This is a genomic window from Candidatus Sulfurimonas marisnigri, assembly GCF_015265475.1.
GTDB classification, from domain to species: domain Bacteria; phylum Campylobacterota; class Campylobacteria; order Campylobacterales; family Sulfurimonadaceae; genus Sulfurimonas; species Sulfurimonas marisnigri.
In genome coordinates, this window is record NZ_CP054493.1 from 1,575,208 (window position 1) to 1,601,307 (window position 26,100).

The window sequence follows — 26,100 nt, forward strand, 5'->3', positions numbered from 1 at the left end:
ACTTTTACTGAACCTTTAAACTGTTTTATTTACTGTTATACTCTCAATATATCTTTTAAATTCTACTACAAAAAGAACACCGGATGCAATTACTAATATCCCTATCCATGTTTGTATATCCAAAGCTTCACTTTTAAACATAATATTCATAAAACTGACATGTGTGAATGTTAACTGAGCAAAAATCATTAAACCTACCCCTAAAAGTAAAAATTTATTGTTAAATATATCTGTTTTAAAAACTGAGTTTTGCAGCTCTTTACAGCTAAACAGGTAAAAAAGTTCTACAAAAACAAATATATTTACAGCAACTGTTCTGGCATACTCAACACTATGTCCATTTGCTATCGCATAATTAAACATGCCATAAGCGGTAATCAACATGTAAACGCCAACAACTAACATCTGAACAATCATACTTTTTCTAAGAATAGAGGAGTTTGGCTTTCTTGGCTTTCGTTTCATAATACCGTCCTCTTTTGGCTCAAAAACCAACATAAGACCTAGAAATATAGCAGTTGACATATTAATCCATAAAATTTGCACAGGAAGTATAGGAAGTGTTAAACCAAGCATAATAGCAAAAAGTATCACAAGTCCTTCTCCAAGATTTGTAGGTAGTGTCCATGTGATAAATTTAATCAAATTATCAAATACATTTCTACCCTCTCTAACAGCATGAGTAATTGAGCTAAAGTTGTCATCGCTTAATATCATATCTGCTGCCTCTTTTGCCACCTCTGTGCCACCTCGTCCCATGGCTATCCCTATGTCAGCCTGCTTTAGTGCCGGAGCATCATTTACTCCATCACCTGTCATTGCCACTATCTCACCCCTTGCTTGAAGGGCATCCACTATACGAAGTTTTTGTTCAGGCTCAACCCTTGCAAATACTCTTGCATGTGATACTTTTTCAATCAACTCACTGTCTCTCATTTTTGAAAGCTCTATTCCTGTTATAACTGACTCCTCAAACTTTGAACCCTCGTCAACTATAGACATCATTTTTGCTATAGAGAATGCGGTAAGAGCATGGTCGCCTGTTATCATAATAATTTTTATTCCAGCTCCAATAGACTCTTTAACAGCTTCAATAGCTTCAGGTCTTGGAGGATCCATCATTGCCACAAGACCTAGAAAGATAAATTTATTATCAAGCAGCCTGCTGTCTATTTTATCTCCTGCTACTAATTTTTTTGAGATTGCTAGTACCCTCAAGCCTTGACCTGCAAACTCTTTTACTTTTTCAAGAATCTTATCTTTATTTATTTCTACAAGTTTTTCATCTATAAATTCAAATTCACTAATATTTAAAATTTTTTCAACAGAACCCTTGAGATACAAAATATTTTGATTATTCTCTACATCCATGTTGATGGTAGCCATAAACTGTCTATCTGATTCAAATGGGAGCAAATCACTTCTTGGAAAGGTTTTGTTTAGTATCCGTTCTTCATAACCACTTTTCAAAGCACTAACAATAAGTGAACCTTCAGTAGGGTCACCGTTTATGCTGTAGTGCCCATCTTTGTTTATCAGATAAGACTCATTACATAGATAGCCGGCTCTTAGAAGATCTTTTAATTCATCACTGAAAAATTCTAATTTATTGCCATCTTGCAAAAAATCGCCTTTTGGCTCATATCCATTTCCGGTTATCTCATATGTGTTGTCTGAACAATATATATGTGTAACACTCATCTTATTTTGTGTCAAAGTACCTGTTTTATCTGAACATATTACAGTAACACTTCCAAGTGTTTCAACTGCTGGAAGTTTTCTGATTATGGCATTTTTACTAGCCATTCTACTTACCCCAATAGCAAGAGTAATAGTTACAGCTGCTGGCAACCCCTCGGGAATAGCTCCAACAGCTAAAGCAACTGAAGCCATAAACATTTCAACCGCACTATTATCTCTTAATATACCAACAACAAATGTAAATGCAGCAAGAGCTAAAATCACATAAAGTAAAATTTTACTAAAGGCTGAAATTTTCTTTGTAAGGGGAGTATCCATAGCTGTGGTGTTTTCTATGAGATGCGCAATTTTTCCAAGCTCTGTATACCCTGCCGTTGCTACAACTATACCTTTTGCTCTGCCATAAGTTACATATGTTCCGGAGTATGTCATGTTGTCTCTGTCATTAAGTGTAATATTTTCTTTATGTATGTCTGTATTCTTTTGTGAAGGGAGTGATTCTCCTGTGAGCATAGACTCATCTACTTTTAGATTTTTACACTCTAAAAGTCTCATGTCAGCAGGTACTTTTGAGCCAGACTCTAGTAAAACTATGTCCCCTGGGACTAAATCAATAGAAGATATATTTATCTTTATTCCATCTCTAATCACTATAGCTTCGGCATTCATCATATTTTTTAGTGACTCGATTGCCTCTTGTGCTTTTACCTCTTGTATGTACCCTATAATAACGTTAATAATTACTACAGCAAAAATCACCCCGCTATCTATCCACTCTTGCAAAAAAGCAGTCACTGCAGATGCACCTAAAAGTATATATATTAAAGCACTATGAAACTGCATAAAGAATTTTTTTAACTTAGAGTCTTGTTTAGTTTCTTTTAATATATTTTTACCAAAGAACTCTTCACGGTGTTTTATGCTTAGTGGCGATAAACCATCGCTAATATCACTTTCAAATAGTTCTGTAATCTCTTTAGCTTGTATACTGTGCCAATTTTGACCTGTTAAATATTTCATGAAAACTTCCTCTGATTTATATATAATAATTCTATTTTAACTCTTTAATTACCTCTTGTAATAACACGTTATCTTTTTTTATAGCTTTAACACCTAACTCTTCTACACTCTTTATTACTGCCTCTATCAGCAAGTTGAATTTTTTTTGTAATGCCTTACTAAGTCCTATTTTAACATTGTAAATATCTTCTGCAACAACGCCAAAAATAGTTACATTTGCTATTTTATCATGTAGCTCACAAGCTTCTAACATCTGTACTACTTCAACTTCATGGGCTGTATTTTTGTATCTTGTACTCCCTAACAACTCATCAGATGGTATTTTATAGACCTCACCTGCTTCATCTTCAATTGAGATAGTGTCAATAATAAAAACATTATCATATTCAAGAAAATACTCTATCAGTCCAAAACCGAGTGTTCCACCATCAAGTATCTCTAACTCTGGATTGAAATCAAAGTTCTTTTTCAAATATGAAGCAGCAATAATACCCACCCCATCATCACAAAAAAGCAAGTTACCGATACCTATAATTATATTTTTAGCCATTTTATCTACTTTGTCTATAGAGTTTTAATCTTGTATTGACCTAGTTCTTTACCGTTTGTGTCTATTACATGTACAGCACATGCAAGACATGGATCAAAAGAGTGTATAACTTTTAATACTTCTAACGGCTTTGAGGTGTCTTGTATCTTTATCCCAATTAACGCCTCTTCGTAAGCTCCACGTTTTGAGTCAAAATTTTTAGGAGTAGCATTCCATGTTGTCGGTGCAATTACAGAAAAGTTTTCTATTTTAGCATCTTTAATTTTTACAAAATGGCACAAAACTCCACGAGGAACTTCAAGAAAAGCTCTCCCTTTGGTATCTTTTTGTAAATTGTTAAAATCAAATTTCACCCATGTATCTGTATCGTAGTATTTAATATTTTGAATCATTCTTGATACAAGTTTAAAAATATATTCACATACATAACTGGTCTCTATAGCTCTTGCTACATTTCTTCCAACAGTAGATGAGAGGTCTAAAAGTTCTAAATCTGTCTCTTGTAAAAACTCATCTACAAAAGGTTTTATAAGTTTGTTCTCTTTTATATAACTAACCAACACTCTTGCAAGCGGTCCTGTCTCCATGGTTTCACCATCGTACCTAGGAGCTTTTATCCAAGAGTATTTATCATCATTTTTTGCAGTCTTTAGAGTTCCGTCTTCATTCAAATCTGTATAGCATACTTCATTTTCTTCAGGAGTACCCTTATACCAAGCACGATCAATCTCTTCTGTTACTTTTCTCTCATCAAAATCTTCTATTTTACTAAAATCATGATTGTATATAACTCCACCGCAAAATAGTCTCTGGTCACCCTCAAACTCATATCCGCCAACAGATAAAAAGTTTCCATTAGCCCTTCCTAGCCCGACTTTTATCTCATCACGATATGCTGTGGCTAAAAGTTTTGCATCTGGAAGATAAGCACGCTCAATAAAATCTTTAGCCTCTTTTATAATAAAAAGATAATCATTGAGTCTCTGAGGATTTAACATATCGGCCACACTAGTAACCCCGCCTACTACTAATGTCTGAGGGTGTGGAGTCTTTGCCCCAAAAATAGCTACAGCCTTGCTTATATTTGTTTGAAATTTCAGCGCTTCTAAATAGTGAGAAATCATAATCAAGTTTTGTTCAGGTGTTAGTTTATAATCACTATGTCCCCAGTAGGCATTTGCAAATGGCCCAAGTTTTCCAGCTTTTACAAAATTTTGTAGTTTTTCTATAACCGCTTCATAGTGTGAATGGGAGTTTCTAAAAGGTTTTTTTGCATACTTGTGAGCCTCTTTGGATGTCGCTTTAGGGTCTGCACTTAATGCAGATGTTACATCAACAAAATCCAAAGAATGAAGATGGTAAAAATGGACTACATGGTCTTGAATAAAAAGTGCCATAGCAATTAAGTCTCTAATAATCTCAGCATTTTTTGGGATTTTTAAAGAGTAAGCATCTTCTACACATGTAATTGCTCCGCGAAAGTGTGAATTAGTACAAACACCACAAATTCTACCAGCCATAAGTCCTGCATCTCTAGGGTCTCTATCTTTTAATATAATCTCAATTCCGCGAAAAAGCTGACCACTTACATAAGCCTCTTGAACAACTCCATCTTCATCGACTTCAACCTCAACTCTTAAATGTCCCTCTATTCGTGTAATAGGGTCTATTACAACCTTTTTTATACTGCCCATTATTTCTCATCCTCAACATACTTTCTCTCATTTGCAAACTTATCAAAGAAGCCAACTTCCACACAACCCATACAACCATGTCCAGCCTGAACCGGCCAACTTGTTCCAGCATTGAACTTCATGGTCGGGCAGTTTACATTTGTGTAAGGACCTTTGCATCCAACTTCGAAGAGACAGTAACCCTTTTTAGCACCCTCATCGCCCCACTCTTTTACAAACTCGCCAAGTTCATAATGACCGCGTCTCTCACAGTTGTCATGAACTCTCCCCTCATATGCCCAAAGAGGACGGTTAAACTTATCAAGTGCCGGCAACTCTTCAAACATTATATAAGAGAGGAGAGTTCCTACTATGTTTGTCGGATTTGTAGGACATCCTGGAATATTGATAATATCATCACGTTTAAGTGCCTCGGCAACTCCAACTGCACCCGTAGGGTTTGGATGAGCTGCTACAACACCGCCATCAAGTGCACAGCTTCCAACTGCAATAACAAGTGCGGCATCTTTTGCACATTTTTGCAGAAGCTCTAATCCTGTCTCACCTTTCGGTCCGATTCTAAGGTATTTTCCATCCATAGCCAAAGGTACTGCACCCTCAACCATTAAAATGTACTTACCCTTTTCATTCTCTATGATATCTTCTAAAATTGTCTCACTCTGGTCTCCGCTTGCACTCATAAGCAACTCATGATAGTCAAGTGAGATATAGTCAAAAATAAGATCTTCTATAGCGGGGTTTGTTGATTTTATAAAAGCTTCTGAGTTTCCGCTACAATCTGCCAGCTCCAGCCAGATTATTGGGACTTTATTCAGATTACAAACTGCATTGTCTACAACCTGCTCAAAACTAGGGTGAAGCTGCATATTTGCAGTTACCATAGATATCCAGCTGTTTACCTCTTTTTTGCCTATATCGAGAGATGCCATTGCTGATTCTAGGTTGTCTGTGCTTAGGTTATTTCTCGGGTGGATAGAGTTAAATTTATCTATTCGTTTGGAGACTTCTGCAATCTCTTTTTCTCTTTTTATATCTTCTGGAGATTTTCTGGGCATATTCGGGTCTATGAGATGTTGAGACTCTTTAATTACATCTGCAACCATAACCTTACATCTTCCACACACCCTGCCCGCTTCACTAAACTGTGCAAGTTCTGAAAATGATGAAATTCCTGCTTGAGTCACAATATCAACTAAATCTTGCTGGTAAATATGCTCACAACTGCATATAAGTCTCCCTCTCTCGCCGATTAGTCTATTCTCATACAAGTAGTTTATATCTAGCTTTTCTCCGCTGTTTATTAGAGTTTCCAAATAGCCTACATCAACATTAGAGTTAATACCTATAAATCTTGTCAATTTGTCATCAGTTACAAAATACTCATCTATTCTGTTGTCTGCTTTTGATGTTATGAGAACCTTCTCATAATCACTTGTAAACTTCGGTGAATTAACTTCAATTAAGTCAAACTCACCAACTTTCAACATATCAATACTTGTGTTTAGTTCAAACTCTTTTATATCTATTTGAAGTAGATGTGAGATAGCGCAATCAGCCTGAGCAGTACACTCTTTTACATGTCCTGCTACATAGTTAAACTCGCTAACTTCTGCACACTCACCAACGGCATAGATATCCTCATCATCTGTTTGCATGTATAGATTTGTTAAAATCCCTCTGTTGCACTCAAACGTCTCTCTGAACTCCTCAATGTTTGGCTTTATGCCGACGCCAAAGACTAAAAACGGGTTTTTTATTTCAAGTTTTTTAGTTTTAAGAAGTTTAATCTCGCCGTTTTCTATAACTTTGTCAACTATCTCATCTTCATAGGATATTTTAATTTTTCCATCTTTTAGATAACACTCTTCAATGGTTTTAATAGAGTCTATTGAGAGGTTTTTGTCATACAAATGTTTACCACGGATAAGAAGAGTTATCTCTTGCACATTTGGCATCTCATTTAGAGTTTCAAGTAGTTCAAGCCCTATCGGACCGCTCCCTACAACAACAACCTCTCTATTGTTAATGCCATATTTAATCATTTCACAATCGTCAGCACTTCTAAAAACTGTTGCATTTTTTATATTTTCTATATTAAACAGAGAGATTGGTGTGGAACCGGTTGCTATAATCAGCTTATCGTAGCTAAACATAGAGTTGTCAGAAAATACACGCTTAGCATCTTTGTCTACTCTTACTACTTTTTGAGAAAGTTCCAATTTTACGGTCGGGTCTAAGGGCAGAGATATTCTGTCTGTATCATCATCTCCGTCAACCAAACGACAGAGGTGAATTCTATCGTACGGAGGGTACTTCTCATCACTTAATATCGTAACTTCCAAAGAACTGTTTTGCTTTTTAATATTGTTTGCCAAATATACTGCGGCTATGCCGCCGCCTACGATTATAACTCTCATTTTTAGCCTTACATGTAGAAGTTATTTAAAATAAATATTATATAACATTATGAATTAAAATATATTTAATTAACTGCTTTACAATTTATTCTTATTATAGACACTTCAATCTATTTAATTCCCATTTTAATTATGAAATAAGCTTATTTTACTTATTATGAGTAAATCTTAAAAAAAATTATTTATTGTTACAAAGGAACTTTATGCCTTACACTTTAGAAGTCTCTCAACTTTACCATACATGTAACAGTTCTCTTTTGTCATTTGAAACTACACAGGAGTTGCAAATGACAGATGAGTATGTATGGCATAAGGGTGCTATTGAAGCTGTCGATTTTTCCGCAAATATCGAGCAGGATGGGTATAATCTTTTTGCTATGGGTACTACTGGAAGCGGAAAATTTTCAACTATTATGAGCTATTTAAAGAACAAAGCAAAAAATGGAGCTTCACCAAGCGACTGGTGTTATGTAAACAATTTTAAAGACCCGAAAAAGCCTATTGCAATACAAATGCCGTCTGGACTCGCTTTTGTTTTTAAAGATGACATGTATGAGCTTATTGAACTTTTAAAAGGGATGCTTCCCGCTGTTTTTGAGAGTAACTCCTACAACAATGAACTCGAAGCAATCACAAAAAAATATGTTGATAAAGAAGCAGAGATATTTGAATATTTACAAGAGGAGGCAAAAAAATACGATGTCGCTATGAACTCGGCTTCAAGAAGCAGAGTTACTTTTGCCCCTGTAATAGACTCAAAGATACTAACAGCTGAAGAGTATAACGCTATAAAAGGTGAAGAAAAAGAGAATATAAAACACAAGATTGACTTGTTTGAAAAGATAGTAAAAGAGCAACTGCAAAAGGTCAGTGAACTTAGCAAAGCACAACAAAAAGAGTTTAGGGCGCTTGAGCGTAAAATCACGCAAGAGTCTGTAGAATCATTAATAGATGAAATTCGAAATAAATACAGCGATTTTGAAAAAATCACCGAGTATCTAAATGCGTTGCAAAATGATGTTGTCCGTCATGTGAAAGATTTTTTAGTAAAACCTGAAGAGATGGGTATGCCGCCATTTATACAGGAGTATTATACGCCGTCATTTTCTCGCTATAAAGTAAATCTCTTAATATCTCATGAGAAAAATGCAACTCCACCCGTAATTTTCGAGGATAACCCTATTCATCAAAACTTGATAGGTGCAATAGAACATGTATCCCAGGTCGGAACATTAGTGACTGATTTTAGCATGATTAAACCTGGTGCCCTACACAAGGCAAACGGTGGATACCTTATTCTTCATGCAAAAAAACTCTTAATGCAGCCGTTTGCCTATGAAGAGCTCAAAAGGGCTTTACATTCAAAAGAGATACGGATAGAATCACTCGCTCAACAATACTCTTTTATAAGCACAACAACCCTCGAGCCTGAGCCAATTCCGTTAAATATAAAAATAGTACTTATCGGAGAGAGGATTTTATACTATCTTCTGTATCAGTATGATCCTGATTTTCAGGAACTTTTTAAAGTGAATGCAGACTTTGAAGACGAGATACCAAGAAGTGACGACAATATTCAGCTCTATGCCAAGATGATAGGGACAATGGCAAAGCGTGATAAATTACTTCCGCTTACTCCAGAGGCTGTTGCAAGGGTAATAGAGCAGAGCTCGAGAGAAGTATCACACTCCACAAAAGTTTCCACCCATCTTAGAACACTTAGTGACCTTTTAAAAGAGGCCGATTACTGGTCTAAAAAAAACAATAAAAAGGTTATAGATGCTGACGATGTAAATCAGGTGCTGCATACCCGCATGCAGCGCCACAACAGGATTCAGATGAGGCTTTATGAGCTGATTGATGAAGGTACTATTATGATTAACGTAAAAGGGAGCGTCGTAGGACAGATAAATGCTCTTAGTTATATATCTATGGGTGGATACAGCTTTGGCATTGCATCTCGTATTACTGCAAGAACTCGCATTGGCAAAGGGGAAGTTATAGATATTGAGCGTAAAGTTGAGTTAGGCGGCCCTCTTCATTCAAAAGGGGTTATGATACTTAGTTCATATCTAGGCTCTACATACTCGCCAAATATGCCTCTGAGTCTTTGGGCTTCACTTGTATTTGAGCAGTCCTACAATTTAATTGACGGAGACAGCGCATCATCTACGGAACTATATGCTATTTTATCTTCGCTTAGCGGTCTTGCTATCAAACAGAACATTGCCGTCACAGGTTCGATAAACCAGTTTGGCGAAATTCAACCTATTGGCGGTGTTAATGAAAAGATTGAAGGCTTTTTCGATATTTGCATGCGCCAAGACCCTCAAGCTTCCTACGGCGTCATCATACCTTATGCAAACGTAAAACACCTTATGCTGAAAGAACAACTGCAAGAAGCTGTTAAAAACGGGATTTTCACTATTTACGCCGTAAAAACAGTAAATGACGGTATCTCTATCTTGACAGGTGTTGAGGCGGGTGAAGTGGATGCAGAAGGGGAGTTTCCACCCTCTTGCGTGAACGGCTTAATCACTGCTAAACTTAGAGAACTCTCAAAAATCTCCAAAGAGTTCAACAGTATAAAAAGAGCCTGAAGATTAAGATTCGCTTGTTATCTCTATTCTTCTTGTCTCTTTTTTGGGCAACACTTTTCTTGGAATAACCACACTTAACACTCCATCTTTATAGCTTGAGGTGATATTAGTTGAATCAGCATCATCGGGTATGTCAAGAATACGCTCAAATGAGCCATAACTCCGCTCTATTCGATAATAATCTTTCTTTTTCTCCTCTTTCTCCTGATGCTTCTCCCCTTTAATTTTTAATATATTGTTTGTACACTCTATACTAATATTATTTTTATCCATTCCGGGAAGTTCAACCTTGATGCTGTACTCTTTACCGTCAGAAGCCACATCAAGAGACGGCTTAAACAAATCAGTTCTGATAAGTGGATTATTTATCCACTTTGAGCCAATGGTGCGCTTCACAGAATCTAAAAAACCATCGAATTCTGTCTGCAACTCATGTATTGAGGCAGGAAACAGATGAACATCTTCTTCTATTTTAACGGGAACTATATGCCCTTTTTCCTCTTCTTCTTTTTTAAACCAATTCCACGGCACTAATTTTCCAAAATCCATTCTAAACTCCTTTAGTGTTTTAATATCAAAAACAAATATTATTACATTAAATATAACATATGGCTTAAATTAAAATAATACAGGTTCCTGAATGTTTTTATTTTTAATCCATATATAATCTATAATTATTTTAATATACATTTAACATCATAATAACTATAATTGTTGCTATATATGTAAATATATTAAATTTAATTCAAATAGGAAGCATAAAATGAAAAGAGTTTTTACCGCGATTGTTGCTATAGTTGCAACAACTACTTTGACGGCTGAAGTGAACGTTAGCACATGTACTGGATGTCATGGGACTGATTGGAGCAAAGCTGCTCTTAATAAATCTAAAAATGTTGCTGAGATGACTCATTCTGAGATTGCTGATGCTCTTAAGGGATACAAAGCTGGCACTTATGGTGGTCCGATGAAAGGTCTTATGAAGGGTCAAGTTGCAAAATACTCTGACGCAGATTTAGATGCTTTCTCACTTACTGTAGGTAAGTAAGTAGATTTTTTCTTAAAAAATTAATTTCAAGAACTATTTCGCTTTAAGAATAGGTAATCTAATCTTAAAACATGTAGTTCTACCTTCGCTTGCAACCTCTATTTTGCCACTGAGATGTTCTTGTATAATCATTTTACTCATGTAAAGTCCAAGACCTGTCCCTAATGTTTCGCCTTTTGTAGTAAAGTAGGGATCAAATATTTTTGGTAATATTTTTTTATCTATACCCTTTCCATTATCACATATCTCTGTATTTACATACTCTTCATCATCGTATACTTTAATTTCAATCGTGGCATTTTCTACTTTATGAGATAATATTGAATCTTTAGAATTATTTATGATATTCACAAACACTTGCATCAACTCTCTTGGATAAGCACTCACCTCTGAATCGGAATCACAAGAGTATTTAAATTCAATACCATTATTTACAAGAATATCTTTTACCATTGAATGTGTCTCTTCTAAAATATCTTTTAACTTAACAGGGGAAAGTATCTTATCTGGTTTAAAAAAGTTTCTAAAGTCATCTATTGTTTTAGATAGATATTGTGTCTGCTTAAGGATACTATTAGAGTACTCCTCAGCACTTTTGCTGTTAAAATCATCAAGGGATATATCTAATAGCATATTATTAGTCCACATAGCAATAATTGCCAAAGGCTGACGCCATTGATGAGCAATCATGCTTATCATCTCTCCCATTGCCGCAGAGCGTGATTGTATAATTAACATTTCATCTTTTCTTTTTAGTTCTGTAATATCCATTGCTGATGATATGACGGTGCGTTTACCATCCATTACACCAAGTGGAGCTGAGCTAAACTGCCCTATAATTATCTCTTTATTTTTTGTGATAATATTGTACTCCCCCTCACCAACAGCCTTGTTAAGCTCATACAATTCATCTATATGTTTTTTTACAGTTGGCATCTCTTTGCCATATGCTTTTTGTGTCCATTTTTCTATGGTGTTTATTTCACTGAAGCTGTAGCCTGTAAGTTCTTCCCATACTTTATTTACCATTAAAACTTTACCATCCTCGTTATGCAACATAATCGGATTTGGCGCTTCTAGTATTATGGTTTCAAACTCTCTTTTTTTCTGCTCTAACAATTCAAGAACGTTTTGTTGTTCTGTAACATCTTCATGTGAGATAACAATGTTTTGCACAGTTGCATAACTATCTTTTAAAGGGTAAATAATAGTCTTTAACCAACGTACCCTGCCTAAACCGCTCCCCTCTGTTTTACCGGTAGGATTAAACTGATATATTGGTACATGTACAGATTCACCAGCATATGCCATATTAATATACTCTAGTAGACCTGTCTTCTTTACCTCTTCGCTTTTAAATAAATTAAACTTGTTCAGAGTATGACTTGCTGGAAATTCCCATAGTTTTTCATATGCACTATTAACATCTATCTGTAAACCATCCAAATCATAGATTTCTATCACAGATGGGGATTGTTCCATTAACGACTTAAACTGCTCCTCTCTTACATGAAGTGATTTTTCTGCCTCTATTCGTTCGGTGATATCCATAAAGCTTATAACAACTTCTGTGATTTCATCTTTAGCATCAAAAGCCGCAAAACCATTTACCAATGCCCAGATAATGCTTTTGTTACCCTCAACACCATTTTTCTTAAGAATTCCAATCATTATATTTTTTATAGGTTTTTTGCTAGACAAAACTAAATTTACAGGATAATCCTCAATTTTCAAAGGGGTTTCATCTTCACGAATAAATACCCATTGCTCATCACTTACCAAACGACCTTTAATGCTTTCATTATCTAAACCAAGAATTTCCGATGCTTTTGGATTATTATATACAATTGTTGTATCCGGGGCATACACTACTACTCCCAAGTTTATGTTATATAACAAATCAGAGAATCTTTTTTCACTATTTATTATTTTTTCTTCCATCTGTTTTTGTTCAGTAAAATCAGCTGAATTTCCAACAATCCCAAAAGTATTCCCATCTTCATCTAATAGCGGTGATTTTACTGTTAAGAGATAAGCTTCATGTCCATCAGGGTAAGTAACCCATTCAAAGTTTGACTTTGCTTTATTTTCTAAAATCATTTTATTATCATATTTACGGAAAGAATCAGCAACTTCTTTTTCAAAAAGGTAATAATCACTCTTACCTATAATCTCATCTTGCAACCTACCTGTATATTTTTCAAAAGCACTATTGCAAGCAATATAAAAACCATCCATATCTTTTGCAAAAAGTATATTTTCTACACTGTTAATAATATTGTCATATAACTCCTGTTTGGATTTTATAAGATTCATAGCTTCGGATTGTTTTTTCAAAAAGTATAAAACAATAAAATAGAGGATAATGCTTGTAGAGAAGACGTAAAAAAAACCTTTGTACGTTTGGAGAAGATTTAAGTTGTTTTTATCGGTAGATATCGCTTCAACAGCAGTATCCGAAAAGTATATCCATAAAATACCCAATATAAAATAGAATATGGCAATAAGTAAGGCACTCTCAAAATTGTTTAAATTTTTATTTTTCATCAAATAATCCTGCATTTGTATTTATAAAATTGTATCTGTTTTAGACTTATTAACTGATTTATAAAGAGTTGATGAGATACATAAAGAGTTTATGAATATTGTTAGTCTGTTTGGCTATATATAGGGAGAAAGAGCGAAATTACAATGGCTCTACATGTAGGATTTATCTCAAAGGTTCTTGGGCTTGTGCCCCATATGAGCACTCGCTTTATGTACTAAAATATTGTATTTTCCAGTAAAATTTTCAGACCAATTCCTATAAGGACAATTCCGCCGATTTTCTCAGCTTTATCCTCGTAAGCACCTCCCCCTTTTGTTCCAACATACACACCGATATAACTAAACATATATGTAACCACACCTATTATAATCATAGACACAAAAGGGTTTAAATCTAAAAGCTCTAGTGAAAAACCGGCTGCCATAGCATCTATGCTTGTTGCAATTGCCAGCAGAAGAAGCACTTTGTCCGTTACTGCAGATATCTCTTCTTCTGTGTTCTCCCCAAAGCTGTCATAGAGCATTTTGATACCGATAAGACTTAGAAGAAAAAATGCAATCCAATGAGCAAACGACTCTATAAAAGTTCCAAGTCCAACACTCGCCAAATACCCAAAAAGAGGCATTATTCCTTGAAAAAATCCAAATAAAACTGCAACTTTTATGGCTAGATTTTTATTAAACTCTTTGGTTTTCACCCCAATTCCGATTGAGACGGCAAATGCATCCATACTAAGTGCAAAGGCTAAAAGTATCACTTCAAACATATTTTATCCGTCTATTTAATTTATTTGCCATTTTTCCATAAATGATATAAAGATAGGCTTTCTTATATTACAAATGCAGTATGCTACATGTAATTTTTGCAGTGTTTTAACTCTTATTTCAGCGGAATTGTTATAGTGAAACAGGCTCCGTTATCCCTATTTTCCCATGTCAATGTTCCTTTAATATGCTTCTCTACAATCATCTTTGACATATAGATACCCAGACCGGTTCCACTTACGACTTTAGAGGTTGTGTATGGTTCTCCAAGACGAGAGAGTATATCTTGTGGAATCCCTCCGCCCTCATCACAAACGCAAAGAGTTACTTCTGTGTCTCTCTCCGTAATAGTGATATAAATCTTTGCTCCGTTTTTATGCAACTCATTGATGGCATCTTTTGCATTGTTGATGAGGCTGAGAAGTACCTGAAGCAGTTCATTGGAGAAGGTATCTATCTCTCGCGTACATGTACCGTTGATAACTACCTCTATGTTGTCGTTCTCCAGACTTTTTCCGATGATATTCATAGTGTCGTCAATGATTTTATAGATGGTGGTTGTCGTGCGTTGCTTGTTGGGATGAAAGAAATTTCTGAAATCGTCAATAGTTTTGGAAAGGTATTTTGTCTGATCTGAAATATAGTCGCTCATTTCGTCAAGCTGCTCATTTGTAATAGTCTTGCCCATGGCAATACCTATCTTGATGTTACTCGCTGCCAAGGATACCACCATAAGCGGTTGTCTCCACTGGTGCGCAATCATGGAGATCATCTCCCCCATTGCTGCTTGACGTGACTGGGAGAGCATAAGCTGCTCTTGTTGAAGGAGCTTTTCTTGTGTTTTTTTAAGCTCCGATATGTCGCTGATAGTGATATTGATTAAGGGTTCATTATCCTCACCTTCACTCAAAGAGCCTGACATATGTGCCCAGAAGCTCGCAGAGTTGTTTTTTAGTATCTGCACGTCACATGACTCTGTTTTGGCTGACTCCAATATTTTTTTGCGATACAGATAGTATATATCTTGACTTTCTTTAGCTATAAAATTTGTTAGATTTTTGTCAATTATGATACCTCTTGTAACTCCAAGCATGTTGGCTGCAGTAAGATTTGATTTTAAAACCACCCCTTTATGGTTGAGAGTGAAATAACCAACCGGAGCAAGATTATAAAGGTCAAAATACTTTTGTTTTGAATTGTTAAGCTTATCTTGTGTCTCTTTCAGCGCTTCATTTTGCATCTCAAGCTCAACCTTGTGTATTTCGAGCTCCTCAAACATATGCTTTATCTCTTGTGTCGACATGAAATCAATCTGCTCGTGGAGTTTTGGCATTTTATTACCAGAAATTTCAACAGCCTTCACCCTTAAACTCTCTTTGGATTCTTCTTGTTTTATTGTTTCTCTCATCGTTTTTTAGCCTTAGTTAAGGTGTTTTTATTTTATCTCACGCTCTGTTGTAGCAAATGCGTACATCTCCCCAGCTTCATTTACCAAAGCTGTAGCTGTTAGAAAAATATCAATAATTGAACCGGATTTTGTTTTTCTTTTTGTTTGATAAGGCTCCATAATTTCATGCTTAGCAAGCTTTTGTATAAGCTTTAAGTTCTCTTTTTTTAGTTCATTTGGAATTATCTCTTTTACATTCATCTTCAATGCTTCGGCTTCGCTCCATCCGTACATTTTTTTTGCCATCGGGTTCCATGCCAAAATTTTCCCGTCTAAATCCTGCATGGTGATAGCATCATTTGCATCTCTGATGATAACAGCCATGTGCAGTAGTCTTTGATTGGCATCACTGAGCCTTTCTCTCATCTTTATGATTTCCGTGATATCCACAAAGGTGATGACCGCTCCTTCGATAATATTCTCTAGCGTGCGGTATGGCTGGATACGCATCATATACCATCTGCCGTCTATAGTTTGCACCTCAATCTCTTTTGGAATCAAAGTGTCAAGAGTCCTTTGTATGTCACTTTTTAAGTTGTCATAACCGACAAGGTTTGAAGCAATATGGCTGAGTGGCCGTCCTAAATCATTTGGAAGAAGGTTGATTATTTTAGTGAGTGCGGGAGTAAAACGGAGTATGCAAAGTTTTTGGTCAACAAACACAGTTCCTATATCTGTACCTGCTAAAAGGTTGTTCATATCATTGTTTGAGCGGGATAAATCTACGACTTTGATTTGCAGTTCGGTATTGACTGTTGAGAGCTCCTCGTTTACCGATTGCAACTCCTCTTTTGAAGTTTCAAGCTCTTCGTTTGTAGATTGCAACTCTTCATTCACAGACTGAAGTTCTTCACTAAAGGACTTCATCTCTTCATTTGAGTTTTCAAGTTTTTCATTGGCAGTTTTTAAAAACTCTCCTTGGTCTAGAAGCTCTTTTGTGAGTTTTTCTATTTGCATACCGGCATCTGACTCTGAAATATTTTTTTCATTCAATGAGAGCTCTTTTTGCTGCTCTTGTGAGATGGGAATTTCTTCAAAAATCACCAGATAAAGCGAAGAGTCATCATCTGTTGAAAGGCCTGTTTGCACCGGAATAATCACCAGATTCACCTTTAGAAAAGTATTATTTATTTTTACACTAAGCGTTGGGCTGTGTACAATCTTTTTAGTCTGTACTGCCTTATGCAGAGCTATACTTATAGCGCGATGCAACCCTTTTCGTGCCATTTTTATAATGTTGCTGGTGCCTGGTTCACCTGATGGAAGTTCAAAATATGCTCCCGTATGCCCATGCAGATAGAGAAGGTCCCCCTTGTCATTGACAAGCGTGGCCGCATGTGAGATATATTTTAAAAGGGTTTGTTCTGTTAACTCTTTAAATGGTAGCTTTAATGGTTGAATCTCTTTTTCAACCATCTGCGGTGTAGTTGAACGGATGGAATTTCCGACGGGAAATATCTTACTTATGTTGATTTTATGCTCCTTGCTGGAATACTCTTTGCGCTCATAAATATTTGCTTTATTGTCGATTACAGAAAAAAGGTTTTCATAATCACCAATGGCCTCGGAACTTCCCAAAAACAAAATTCCACCCGGATTGAGTGCATAATGGAACAATGGGAAAATCTTCTTTTGCAACTCTGAGTTCATGTAGATAAGTAGATTTCTGCAACTGACGAGGTCAATTTTTGAAAATGGAGGGTCTTTGATAAGATTTTGTTCAGAAAAAATCAGCATATCTCTGATATTTTTGTTTACTCGGTAAGTGTTCCCGTTTGACTCAGGTTTAAAAAAATAAGATAACCGCTCGCTGGAGATATCTGCTACAATATCCGCAGGGTAGATTCCAGCACGAGCTTTAGCTATAGCATTTGGGTCGATGTCGGTAGCAAAGATTTGGATTGGATTTTTTTTTTGAGTCTTGTGCATGTACTCTTTAATGAGGATTGCGATTGAGTAAGCTTCCTCCCCGGTTGAACAGCCTGCTGTCCATACCCTGATAGTGTCGTTTTCTGATTTGTTTATAAAAAGTTTTTGGATGACTTTTTCTAGCGATGCAAATGCGACTGGGTCGCGGAAAAAATTTGTCACTCCTATGAGAAGTTCATGAAAAAGGGCATCTATCTCCTCCGGTGTCTGCTGGAGATACCTAACATACTCTTCTATCATCTCAATCTGATGCAGTGCCATGCGCCTTGCTATACGGCGGTTTATAGTGCTTGCTTTATAGTTGGAAAAATCATGACCGACATTGGAACGGAGTATGATAAATATTTTATTGAGTTCATTTTCATGTTGTTGGCTTATGGTTAGTTCGGTTTTATTTATGATAAAAAAGGCATGTTGAACATAGGCGATAAGCTTCGATGGCATTTCAGTCAGCGGCAACTCGAAATCAACCAAACCCGTAGCAATTGCACTTTTTGGCATGCCGTCATACTCGGCAGTATCTGGCTTTTGTACTATTACCATTCCTCCCTCTTCTTTAATGGCTTTAATCCCCTGTGTCCCATCGCTTCCGGTTCCGGAGAGAATAATTCCGATTGCCCTCTCGTGCTGGTCATGAGCCAAAGAACGAAAAAAGAAATCTATGGGAAGACGGTGACCTCTAGGGGATGGAGGCTCAAGGAGTTGCAGTTTTCCGTTGATAAAGGCCATGTCAAAGTTAGGGGGGATGATGTAGGTGCAGTTTGGTTCTACTTTCATCCCATCTTGAACCTCATACACTTTCATTGTTGTGTATCTTTGGATGATTTCTGTAAGAATGCTTTTGTGATCAGGGGCTAAATGCTGAACTATAACAAAAGCCATGTTCATATTTATCATCTCCGGCATAGCAGAAAAAAAAGCTCCAAAAGATGAAATACCGCCAGCTGAAGCGCCTATACCGACTATTGGGAAGTTTATACGATTTTGTGTTTCATTTTCAGCAGAACTCATCTCTTTTTTTTTTACCATAATAACCCTTGATTTGAATAATTATTTTTAATATTATCTATTTTAAACTGTTAAATAACTGATTTGGTATCTATTAAACTCTTAATTTTTCATACCAATTCGTATTGATAAGCAAAACTTAAAATATATATAACCCAATTATTTAATTTCAATGGCATTTTCCATAAAAGATATAAAGATAGACTTTCTTATGTTATAAATAGACAAAAAGATAAAAGCAGTAATAATGAAAAAAGCATTTATAAAAGCATCACTTGGATTTTTTTCCATGATACCGATGATAGTTGCAACAGTTGCACTTGTAGGTCTGATGCAGGTACATGTAACTCCGCAGACACTCTCAAAATTATTTGGTCATGGTGATATTCTCGATGTTTTAACAGGAACTCTTGTCGGTGCAGTTTCAGTAGGACAAGGTATACTCTCTTACGTCATAGCTGGTGAACTAATAGAACAAGGTGTCTCTTTTTATGCCATGAGCGCCTTTACTCTTGCTTGGGTAACTATCGGTCTTGTTCAAATACCGGCTGAAGCTTCTGTATTTGGACTTAGATTTACTTTTTATCGCAATATTTTAGCTCTAATAAGCACTATATTGGTTTCATATTTTACTGTTATCAGTTTGGAATTGTTGTCATGAAAATAAACTTTAAAGGTCTTAAATTTTTAGCAGCTGTATCGCTTATATATCTAACACTTTTTATATTTGACACATCAAATACTTTCGCTTCAATACAAAAGAGCGGAACTATTTTATATAATCTTTTACCGATTTTTTTATTTATTATTTTTATAACAGCTATGCTTAACTACTTTTTAAAACCAAAAGAGATTATTAAACATTTTGGAAAAGAGAGCGGTATAAAAGGTGTAATATACTCAGTTCTTGGAGGAGTTTTAAGCCATGGTCCAATCTACGCGTGGTACGGCGTTTTGAGTGATATGAGAAACGAGGGAGTAAAAGACAGACTTCTGGTCACTTTTCTCTATGCCCGTGCAGTCAAGCTTCCTCTACTTCCATTTATGATTGATCTATTTGGAGTTTTATTTACAATCATAATGACTGTGTACATACTTTTATCATCAGTGCTACAAGGTGTAGCTATGGAATATTTAGAAAAAAGACGTTAAACACCAAAATACAATCTACATGTAATACTATTTGATAGTACTTTTAATGTCTGTTATAAACTCTGCAATATCATCATGTAAGGCTTGTAAATCTTCTTCATGTTCAACTTCATCAGCTAAAATCTCTGATACAAGATTATATGTAATAATATCCTTGTCTTTAACTATATCAGCAATTGAAGAGTAAGTACTGATTGCACACTGCTCGCCTTTTATTGAGTCTTGAAGGATTGCAACAACATCAAAATTTTTAGGCTCTTCGTAACCGCAGTTTGTGTGTGTAAACCAATCTTTAGGGTTTAGTATAGGCGTTCCACCAAGCTGAAGTATTCTATCTGCCACCATAGTTGCATGTCTTAGCTCATCTGCTGCATGTTGATTTAACTCTGCAATTGCCGCATCTTTCATAATTCCTTTAATCACTTTTGCTTCTATAAAATACTGATAATACGCCAACCACTCATCTGCATACGCCTTGTTTAAAAGTCTAATGACTTCGCTAATCTCTATACCTTTAATAATCGAATTCCCTCTAATAGCCATAATATACTCCTTTTGTTTTATTGTACATAAAAATTAATTATTACAAAATAAAACTTAATATAATTAATATGTTTTTTTATATTTATCTGATACTATTTTTAAATTACGGTCTGGAGTGCATTATGATTAATCAGCGTTTTATCTTAACAATCATGCCTTTTATGCTATCTACCAGCCTCTATGCACAAAACAACTCAGAGGAAAAAGCTAAATGGGGTGATGTATCTGGTCTTATTCGCTTTTACTATGTTTTTTCTCCTTCTTATATCAAAAGTGGCCGTTCTAAAGATTACAGTATTGATGGAAGCGCAATTGGTGGACACATTCGCTACACCTCACCTACTTTATCAAATATTGGAGCTTCTGCTGCACTCTACTATGCACAGGATACCGGACTAAACAACTTTGATAATCCAGACACAATAGGTGCAGCTGGACGGTTTTTTACAAAAGATTATTCAGCCAAAGCTGTTCTTGGAGAAGTAAACCTGTTTTATAAAGACAAACTGCATCAGATTATTGCAGGGCGACAAAAGATAGATTCTCCTTTAACGAATTCCATCTACACATATATGCCAAATATGTTTGAAGCACTATATTATTCAAACTCAAATATTTCTAATAATCAATTTATAGTTCTTCAGATAGATAAAATGGCTTATGGAACAAGAGCACCAGTAGAGTTTGGGCTGATTGGTGAGACTACAAAAACTGCAGGTTCAACACAAAGTGCTATTGATATCAGGGGAGATTTTTTACAAGTTGAGCAACAAATATTGGCAGATAGCACAGCCTCAACAAATGGAATCTCTGGATTGGCTCTTATAAACAGTTCACTTCCTAACACCACTCTGCGTCTATGGGATTTTTATGTACATGACATTATCAATATGCTCTATGTTGATGCAATCTATAAAAATAAATACAATGATGAACCCTACTACTTCTCTGCGCAGTACCTGAATGTGCGTAGTGTTGGAAAGAACTTAGCTTCAGCATGGCTAGATGCAAATAATGCAAATCTGTATGGTGTAAAAGCCAGCTTCAATTATAAAAATATTTCTACTTATGTAGCCTACAACCACTCAGGAAATGCAAAAATACTAAACCCTTTGGGAGGTGACCCGGCATACACCTCTTCATTTTTTTCAAGAAATGCATACAGAGCAAATGTTGATGCATTTAAACTATGAATGAATTTTCAACTTGCAAAAAATTTCAAAATTATCACAAGTCATGCTGATTACGGACAATCAACCACTGATGGTACATTCTCGCCGGCAAAACCGGTTGAAGCGGCAACGCAGCCAAAAGGCGATGCAATAGAATCTGCTTTACTTTTTTCATATTTTCCGATAAAATCTATAAATATACTAAGTGGTATTATTTATAAAACTAGTGAGTATTTTTACTCTGGTGAACAGGTTAAACTTCTAGATTTAGACTTGCTCATTACATATAAATTCTAAAGGTGTTTTAATGGGTAAGGTTGCAATTATTTTTCTAATAACATTCTCATTTTTGCAAGCTTCAGGGCAAATATTAACTATTAACTCTGGCTACAGCTTTCCTGAAACAAACCTTCTTGAGTCAATCATAAAAGAGGGATTTAAAAGAGCTAATATTGCACTTAAATACCAACCCCTTCCAAATCAACGCTCTTTAATCAATGCCAATAATGGTGTTGATGACGGAGAAGCTGCAAGAATTTGGGAAATCAATGAGCATTACCCAAATTTAATTCGTATTCCAGTAGCAATTCATTCAATTGACCTCGTTGTTCTAAGCAGAGAGAACCTGCATATTAAAGAGTCATCAGATTTGACATTTTACAATGTTGGCGTTATAAGAGGGATGAAAATTGCAGAACAAATTACTGAGAATGCCAAACCTCTTTCAATAACAAAAACAACCAATCATATAACGTTAATAAAAATGCTATCTAGTCATAGGCTTGATGTTATAGTAACAAGTAAAATTTCACTACTCTCAGGACTCAATGAAACAAAAGAGAAAAATTTATTTATGCTTTCAAAACCTCTTGTTTCACGTCCTTTATATATGCACTTGCATAAAAAGCATAAAAAGCTTATACCTCAGCTCGAAGAAGCGTTCAATTCAATGATAGAAGATGGTACACTAAAGCAAATTCGTGACACTTTTCTTAAGGATTTAGAGAGCCATATAGCCAATACAGTTAGGATTATCAAAGATGATTAAAAACTTTTTATATAACTATTTTATTGACAGAAAAATATCTTTCAAGTTAATGATACTTACACTGCTTTTCAGTGCAGTTATAACCTTAATAATTAGCATAATACAACTTTATATGGACTACAGAAACGGCATAAAATCAATAAATACACAACTTTCTCTTATTGAGTCAGGTTATATAGCCAGTATCAATCAAAGCATTTGGGTATATGACAAGAAACAGACTCTTTTACAGCTAGATGGGATTTTAAACCTACCGGACATTGAATTTACTGCTATAGAGCTTACAGAAGGCGAACACTATGAACGTGGAAATGAGGTAAATAAAAATTTTATTACAAAAAAAATCCAACTTTCATATCAACATGATTATGAAGAAATTATATTGGGTGAACTCACTGTGGTTGCTGATTTAAATAAACTTTACCAACAACTTGTTGATAAAATTATTGTTATATTATTATCTCAAGGTATTAAAACATTTTTAATCTCATTTTTTATACTCTTTATCTTCCAAAGATTGGTAACGCAACATCTTGAAAAAATAGCAGAGTACGCTAAATCTTTAAGAGTTTACTCTAAATCTAAACCTTTAATTCTCAATAAAACTATTTCCAAATCTAACCATGATGAACTTGATAATCTTACAGAATCTATTAATTCAATGCAAAATCAACTTTATAAATCATTTTTAAATCTATCTTCTGAATTAGAGGCAAGAAAAAAATCAGATAGATCTTTGCTAGAGTACAAAAAAGCATTAGATGCCAGTGCTTATGTTTCTAAGAGTGACTTAAACGGTGATATAACTTATGTAAACGATGCACTCTGCTCAATTACCGGATATACAAGAGAAGAACTTATAGGAAAACAACACAATATTTTCAGATATAAAGAAACTCCACCAATTGAGTATAAGGAGATGTGGGACACCATACAAAATAAAAAAGTATGGAGAGGGAGTATGAAAAATGTTAAAAAAGATGGAAGCTGCTTTTATATCAGTCAGACAATCATCCCTATCTTAGACACTCACGGAAATATTATTGAATACATTGCTTTACGCTATGATATTACAGAACTTGTAGAAAAAACAAAAATGTTAGAAAGACATTACGAAACAGATACTCTCACAAAACTAGGTAACCGTTTTAAACTTTTAAATGACATTGAAAATAGCGAACACCCTTCTCTTGCTATTGTAGATATAGATTCATTTAAGCAGATTAATGATTTTTACGGACATGAGATAGGGGACTATGTCATCATAGAGCTCTCTAAAAGGTTATTAGAACAGGCAGATGGTCGCTATACGGAAGCATACAGATTGCAAGCTGACCAGTTTGCATTTATTTGCAAGGCGTGCACAACAAAAGATCAATTTAAAGATACTATCGAGAATCTAATAAAAGAGTTAACAAAGAAACCTATATTTTTTCAACAACATGAAATAATAATTGGAGTGACTGTTGGCATAGCCACCAATAAGCAAGATTTATTCATTGATGCAGATATAGGATTAAAATTAGCTAAGCAATTGAAAAAAGATTTTGTTATATATGACAAAGCTTTCAACATTGAAAAAGAGTATGAAAATAATCTGGAGTGGACAAAAAAAGTAAAAAAAGCAATAGAGGATGGTAGAATAGTCGCTTTTTTTCAGCCTATATATAATCAAAACAGCAAAAAAGTTGAAAAATTCGAAGCACTTGTAAGAATGATAGATATTGATGGAAAAATAATTTCTCCATTTTTCTTTTTAGAGATTGCGAAAAAAGCCAAACTTTATACAAAAATCACAATGATTATGATTGATAAGGCAATTGAAGCAGCTAAACATCATGATTATGAATTTTCAATCAACCTCACCATAGATGATATAATCAATCAAGAAACAACTGACTATTTTATACAAAAAGTAAGAGAGAGTAATATTGGCCACAAAATAGTTATTGAACTTGTTGAATCAGAAGGAATAGAAAACTTTAATGATTTTTATTCATTTATCGAAAAAGCAAAACTTCTTGGATGTAAATTGGCTATAGATGATTTTGGAACAGGCTACTCGAATTTCGAATATCTGTTAAAATTAGATGTCGACTATGTAAAGATTGATGGATCACTTATTAAGAATATAGATACAAATAAGCATATGCGCCTTGTTTCAGAGACAATAATCTCATTTGCCAAAATTGCAAATATGAAAACTATTGCAGAGTTTGTATCACACAAAAAGATTTCAGACATTGTCTCAGAAATAGGAGTTGACTTTATTCAAGGCTACTATATTGGAGAACCTATGCCGTATAATGAGATTGAAAAATTTGAACATATAGTGATTTAGTTAAATTCTCTACTTTGTATGCCATGAGCTAATCCGACCGCCTTGTTGTAAAGCACTCCGTCATAAGTATTTAGAGCAGTAACCATAACAGGCATTTGTTTACAAATATTTTCAGACCCATAGTGAGCTAAATGTTTGACATAAACTATTGTTGCATTTGTTAAAGCGTAAGTTGAAGTTCTCGGATAAGCCCCCGGCATATTGGCAACACAATAGTGTACTATCCCTTCTTCCATAAAAGTAGGTTTTGTATGCGTAGTTGCATGTGAACTCTCAAAACATCCACCTTGATCAATCGAGACATCAACTAGTACGCTCCCTTTTTTCATCTTACTTAACATTTCACGTGTTATAAGTTTTGGAGCTTTTGCACCTGGAATAAGTATGGTTCCCACTATTATGTCTACATGTGGGAGTAAAGAGTCTATTGCTTCACTGCAGCTATAAAGAGTTGCTACATTTGCCGGCATTACATCATTTAGATAGTGTAGACGTTCAGTATTTATATCGAGTATTATAACATCAGCTCCTAAACCTGCTGCGACTTCTGCCGCAGCTTTGCCGGCAACGCCACCACCAAGCACCATTACCTTAGTCCTATGTGTTCCAACTACTCCACCGGCGAGAAGACCACTACCTCCATGATAACGTCCCAAATGAACTGCACCCATCAAAGAAGCCATTTTCCCTGCCACTTCACTCATAGGTTCTAAAAGTGGCAACCTGTTCCCAATTTTTAAAGTCTCATAAGAAAAAGCTCTTATCCCTTTTTCAAGTAAAAAATCTGTTAGCTGTTTGTCTGCTGCAAGATGAAGGTAAGTAAATAGTGTCTGGTTTTGCTTAAAAAGTTTATACTCTTGCTCAATTGGCTCTTTAACCTTAACAATCATCTCTACTTTACTAAATAGTTCTTCCACATTTTTTAAAAGTATAGCTCCTGCGGTTTTATAATCAAAGTCGCTAAAACCGCTTCCATCGCCCGCACTGCTCTGTACATAAACCGCATGCCCATCTATTGTAAGTTCTGCTACTCCAGCCGGTGTAACTGAAACACGATATTCATCAGTTTTAATCTCTTTTGGTATACCAATAATCATCTTATCTCCTATGAAAGCGAA

Annotated in this window: 19 protein-coding genes; 8 read left to right on the forward strand and 11 right to left on the reverse strand. The window is 35.3% G+C overall.

Going from position 1 to position 26,100, the window contains the following annotated elements; translation table 11 throughout:
• Positions 1 to 15 precede the first annotated feature (15 nt).
• The 4 genes from HUE87_RS07995 to HUE87_RS08010 are packed head-to-tail and all read right to left on the reverse strand — an operon-like array spanning position 16 to position 7,382.
• Positions 16 to 2,721 carry a cation-transporting P-type ATPase gene (locus HUE87_RS07995; RefSeq protein WP_194365674.1) on the reverse strand — a complete coding sequence of 902 codons (2,706 nt, stop codon included), beginning with the start codon at positions 2,719 to 2,721 and terminating at the stop codon, positions 16 to 18.
• Between the two features lie 31 nt (positions 2,722 to 2,752).
• Complete coding sequence (locus tag HUE87_RS08000) at positions 2,753 to 3,271, reverse strand: HyaD/HybD family hydrogenase maturation endopeptidase (RefSeq protein ID WP_194365675.1); 519 nt, start codon at positions 3,269 to 3,271, stop codon at positions 2,753 to 2,755.
• Between the two features lie 14 nt (positions 3,272 to 3,285).
• Entirely contained in the window at positions 3,286 to 4,965 is a 1,680-nt protein-coding gene (locus tag HUE87_RS08005; RefSeq protein ID WP_229855093.1) for a nickel-dependent hydrogenase large subunit, read from the reverse strand.
• Positions 4,965 to 7,382, reverse strand: a complete 2,418-nt coding sequence (locus HUE87_RS08010; protein WP_194365676.1) for a hydrogenase small subunit — start codon at positions 7,380 to 7,382, stop codon at positions 4,965 to 4,967. The genes HUE87_RS08005 and HUE87_RS08010 overlap by 1 nt, the downstream gene beginning before the upstream one ends.
• 203 nt (positions 7,383 to 7,585) lie before the next feature.
• Here HUE87_RS08010 and HUE87_RS08015 point away from each other — a divergent pair, with 203 nt between their 5' ends.
• Entirely contained in the window at positions 7,586 to 9,982 is a 2,397-nt protein-coding gene (locus HUE87_RS08015) for a Lon protease family protein (RefSeq protein WP_194365677.1), read from the forward strand.
• Positions 9,983 to 9,985: 3 nt separating this feature from the next.
• Here the strand turns inward: HUE87_RS08015 and HUE87_RS08020 are convergent, their stop codons facing one another.
• Positions 9,986 to 10,531 carry an Hsp20/alpha crystallin family protein gene (locus HUE87_RS08020; RefSeq protein ID WP_194365678.1) on the reverse strand — a complete coding sequence of 182 codons (546 nt, stop codon included), beginning with the start codon at positions 10,529 to 10,531 and terminating at the stop codon, positions 9,986 to 9,988.
• Positions 10,532 to 10,745: 214 nt separating this feature from the next.
• Between HUE87_RS08020 and HUE87_RS08025 the strand changes: the two genes are divergently transcribed.
• Entirely contained in the window at positions 10,746 to 11,030 is a 285-nt protein-coding gene (locus tag HUE87_RS08025) for a c-type cytochrome (RefSeq protein ID WP_194365679.1), read from the forward strand.
• 33 nt (positions 11,031 to 11,063) lie between these two features.
• On the opposite strand, the gene HUE87_RS08030 is transcribed toward HUE87_RS08025, so the two are convergent.
• From HUE87_RS08030 to HUE87_RS08045, 4 genes are all read right to left on the reverse strand, one after another.
• Positions 11,064 to 13,577, reverse strand: coding sequence for a PAS domain-containing sensor histidine kinase (locus tag HUE87_RS08030; RefSeq protein WP_194365680.1), 2,514 nt, complete (start codon positions 13,575 to 13,577; stop codon positions 11,064 to 11,066).
• Positions 13,578 to 13,792: 215 nt separating this feature from the next.
• Complete coding sequence (locus HUE87_RS08035; protein WP_194365681.1) at positions 13,793 to 14,344, reverse strand: manganese efflux pump MntP; 552 nt, start codon at positions 14,342 to 14,344, stop codon at positions 13,793 to 13,795.
• Positions 14,345 to 14,457: 113 nt separating this feature from the next.
• Positions 14,458 to 15,750, reverse strand: coding sequence for a PAS domain-containing sensor histidine kinase (locus tag HUE87_RS08040; RefSeq protein WP_194365682.1), 1,293 nt, complete (start codon positions 15,748 to 15,750; stop codon positions 14,458 to 14,460).
• 27 nt (positions 15,751 to 15,777) lie between these two features.
• Entirely contained in the window at positions 15,778 to 18,747 is a 2,970-nt protein-coding gene (locus HUE87_RS08045; protein ID WP_194365683.1) for a chemotaxis protein CheB, read from the reverse strand.
• Positions 18,748 to 18,973: 226 nt separating this feature from the next.
• Between HUE87_RS08045 and HUE87_RS08050 the strand changes: the two genes are divergently transcribed.
• Positions 18,974 to 19,387 carry a permease gene (locus HUE87_RS08050; protein ID WP_194365684.1) on the forward strand — a complete coding sequence of 138 codons (414 nt, stop codon included), beginning with the start codon at positions 18,974 to 18,976 and terminating at the stop codon, positions 19,385 to 19,387.
• Positions 19,384 to 19,878, forward strand: coding sequence for a permease (locus HUE87_RS08055; RefSeq protein WP_194365685.1), 495 nt, complete (start codon positions 19,384 to 19,386; stop codon positions 19,876 to 19,878). The genes HUE87_RS08050 and HUE87_RS08055 overlap by 4 nt, the downstream gene beginning before the upstream one ends.
• A gap of 27 nt (positions 19,879 to 19,905) precedes the next feature.
• On the opposite strand, the gene HUE87_RS08060 is transcribed toward HUE87_RS08055, so the two are convergent.
• Positions 19,906 to 20,421, reverse strand: a complete 516-nt coding sequence (locus tag HUE87_RS08060) for a ferritin-like domain-containing protein (RefSeq protein WP_194365686.1) — start codon at positions 20,419 to 20,421, stop codon at positions 19,906 to 19,908.
• 122 nt (positions 20,422 to 20,543) lie between these two features.
• Between HUE87_RS08060 and HUE87_RS08065 the strand changes: the two genes are divergently transcribed.
• From HUE87_RS08065 to HUE87_RS08075, 4 genes are read left to right on the forward strand one after another with little or no spacing between them, the layout of a single operon-like run.
• Entirely contained in the window at positions 20,544 to 21,614 is a 1,071-nt protein-coding gene (locus HUE87_RS08065; RefSeq protein ID WP_229855094.1) for a major outer membrane protein, read from the forward strand.
• Positions 21,615 to 21,890, forward strand: coding sequence for a hypothetical protein (locus HUE87_RS12710; protein WP_229855095.1), 276 nt, complete (start codon positions 21,615 to 21,617; stop codon positions 21,888 to 21,890).
• Between the two features lie 10 nt (positions 21,891 to 21,900).
• A complete protein-coding gene (locus HUE87_RS08070) occupies positions 21,901 to 22,641 on the forward strand; it encodes a substrate-binding periplasmic protein (protein WP_194365687.1) in 741 nt (246 codons plus the stop codon).
• Entirely contained in the window at positions 22,634 to 24,982 is a 2,349-nt protein-coding gene (locus tag HUE87_RS08075; protein WP_194365688.1) for an EAL domain-containing protein, read from the forward strand. The genes HUE87_RS08070 and HUE87_RS08075 overlap by 8 nt, the downstream gene beginning before the upstream one ends.
• Here HUE87_RS08075 and ald read toward each other — a convergent pair.
• On the reverse strand, positions 24,979 to 26,079 hold the full coding sequence (ald, locus tag HUE87_RS08080) for an alanine dehydrogenase (protein WP_194365689.1): 1,101 nt from the start codon (positions 26,077 to 26,079) through the stop codon (positions 24,979 to 24,981). The genes HUE87_RS08075 and ald overlap by 4 nt on opposite strands.
• Positions 26,080 to 26,100: the final 21 nt, after the last annotated feature.